Source organism: Mycobacterium sp. 852002-53434_SCH5985345 (genome assembly GCF_001667155.1).
In the GTDB taxonomy this organism is placed as follows: domain Bacteria; phylum Actinomycetota; class Actinomycetes; order Mycobacteriales; family Mycobacteriaceae; genus Mycobacterium.
The window spans coordinates 1-1,124 of record NZ_LZIE01000073.1; the positions used below are offsets into that span (position 1 = coordinate 1).

1 protein-coding gene is annotated in these 1,124 nt (G+C 70.0%); it reads right to left on the reverse strand.

The features are described from left to right. The coding region (locus tag A5756_RS17505; protein WP_066954991.1) for a PPE family protein at positions 1 to 1,124 on the reverse strand (1,124 nt) is incomplete at its 3' end.

The following is a 1,124-nucleotide window of genomic DNA, read 5'->3' on the forward strand; positions in this document are numbered from 1 at the left end:
GGCATGCCGCCGAGCAGGTTGCCCGGTCCCCCGGCGCCTTCGGGGGCGGCGCTGATGGCGCTGACCGGGATGGCGGTGTGGCCCATGGCCGGCACGGCCGGGCCGCCGGTCCAGGCCACCGGCACCGACAACTTGCCCCCGATGGAGGCCGCGCCGCCGATGGCCGCGGCCGGGTGCACCGCACCGGCACCGCCGCCGAGCAGACCGCCGAGTCCGCCCAGGCCGGGCAGCGCCTTGGCGGCCGCGGGAGCCGCGCCACCGATCAACCCCACCGTCTTGGAGATCTGGGTGAACGTGTTGGCCATACCGGTACTGAAGTAGGGCAGACCCTCGGTGTTATAGAACAAGCCGGCGAAGGGGCTGTAGCCGTTGACAAGTGTCCCCAGGTTGGAAGGCAAGACGGTTTGGCCGGTCAACAGGAACCACAGCTCGCTTAGCGGGTCGGTCGACTGTTGCGCGGCCTGAGTCACCTGCGGGGCGGCGGTCGTCGTGGCGGTGGTGGCGGCTTTTTGCACGGTGTTGGCCGTGTTGCCCGCGGTGGTGTTGGCCGTCGCGTTGGCCAACGTGCTGGCCTGGGTGGTCGTGCCCGCGTCGTTGGTGACCTTGGGCGCGGCCTGAAACTGCGTGATGCCCTTGGTCGCCGCCGTGGACTGCGCCGAGTAGGCGGCCATCGCGCCGGCATCCTGGGCCCAGAACTCGCCGTACTGGGCCTCCAACTGCGCGATCGCCCCGGTGTTCTGCCCGATCACATTGGTGGCCTGCAACTGCTGCACCAAGGCCCGGTTGGCCGCGATCACCGGCGGAGGCACCACCGCCGAAAACGCCTGCTCATAAGCCGCCGCCGCCGAGCTGGCCTGCACGGCCGCCTGCTCAGCCTGCGCCGCCGTAGTGGCCAGCCACTCCGCATACGGCGTCGCCGCGGCCGCCATCGCCGCCGAAGCCGTGCCCGCCCACTCCTCACTGGCCAGCTGGGTCACCACGTTCTGATAACTCAACGCCGCCGACTGCAACTCCGCAGCAATCGCATTCCACGCCGACGCCGCGGTCATCAACGACCCCGACCCCGGACCGGCATAAATCCGCGCCGAATTAACCTCCGGCGGAAGCGCCCCAAAATCAAACAC